Consider the following 1,152-nt stretch of genomic DNA (forward strand, 5'->3'; position numbering starts at 1 on the left):
GCTGGCTGGCGGGGGTGGTCTGCAGCAGGGCTGCCGTATCGGGTTGCGCAGTGACCGCTGCGGTCAGCGGAGCGGCAGCGTTTGCCAGCGTAATGGCGGGCTCCTGCGCGGCGGCCAGCAGGACGGGGGCGGCCGGGCTGACGTCTGGCAAGCTGGCGGCAGGCGCGGAGGTGCTGGCGAGTTTGCTTGGCGGGGCTAGAGCAGGGGGGGCCGCGGAGACCTGAGTGGCAGCGGGTGCAAGGCTGGCTGCCAGCGGGGCCGCAGAGGCGAGGCGGTCTGCTGCGGGGGCTTTGGGCGCGGCCTTGGATTGCGGAATGCTGCCAGCGGCAAGGCCCTGGCTTTGCGCTTGAGATTCAGAAGCTTGCTCGCCTTCCGGTGCCCGGTGCACGGCCTTGGAGCGGGGGATGCGGTGGGCCTGCAGGTTGAGGTTGCTTTCGGGATTGGGCTGTTGCGGCACCGGCTCCGGTATCAGCGAGATGAGCAGCGCGCCGGCGCCCGCGGCATGGACCAGGGCCGAGGCGGCAAGCCCCAGCGCCCAAATGGCCGGTGCGCGGCTCATCCGTCCGTTTCCGGGGTGACCACCAGCACCACGTTCCTAAATCCGAGTGCCTCGCCCTGGGCCACCAGCGGCAGCACATTGCGCAGCTCGGCGGCGCGGTGGGCGTTGATGCGCAGGCGCAGCTCCGGGTCGTTCTCCAGCAGCGCGGAGAGGGCAGGGGAGAGGGCGCCGCGAGTGATCTCCTTGCCGTCGAGCGCCAGATCTCCTGTGGCGGAGATGGCAAGGGTGATACCGCCTGCGGGCATGTCGCGGCCGGTGACGGCGGTGGCGGGGCGCACATCAAACGGGGCGGTGGCATCCATCCGGCCGATCAGCATGAAGAACACCAAGAGGAAAAACACCACGTCGATCAGGGCGATGATGGTTTCCGAATGCGGGCTGCGGGCAGGACGCTTGAGTTTCATGGCGCTGCTTCCAGCCGCAAGACGCGCAGGCGGGTGACGCCGGCCAGGGCGGCGCTGTCCATTACCGTGATCAGCGCCTGGGTCCGGGCGGCGCCGGAGGGGAGGATCACCACTTGGGTCAGGGGTTCCTCGGCGACAGCGGCGGAGAGAGTGGCGCGGAGGGTTTCAGTATCCAGCGCGGTGCCGCGC

2 protein-coding genes and 1 pseudogene are annotated in these 1,152 nt (G+C 70.0%); all 3 read right to left on the minus strand.

Annotation, left to right across the window (positions count from 1 at the left end; translation table 11 throughout):
• Positions 1 to 559, minus strand: a pseudogene (locus A2I95_RS40600) (hypothetical protein); the annotation flags it as partial.
• On the minus strand, positions 556 to 963 hold the full coding sequence (locus A2I95_RS40605; RefSeq protein WP_291737973.1) for a biopolymer transporter ExbD: 408 nt from the start codon (positions 961 to 963) through the stop codon (positions 556 to 558). The pseudogene A2I95_RS40600 and the gene A2I95_RS40605, both read right to left, overlap by 4 nt.
• Positions 960 to 1,152, minus strand: a 193-nt coding sequence (locus A2I95_RS40610) for an ExbD/TolR family protein (protein WP_367153223.1), incomplete at its 5' end; no start/stop codon positions are given. The genes A2I95_RS40610 and A2I95_RS40605, both read right to left, overlap by 4 nt.

Source organism: Leisingera sp. F5 (genome assembly GCF_001593695.1).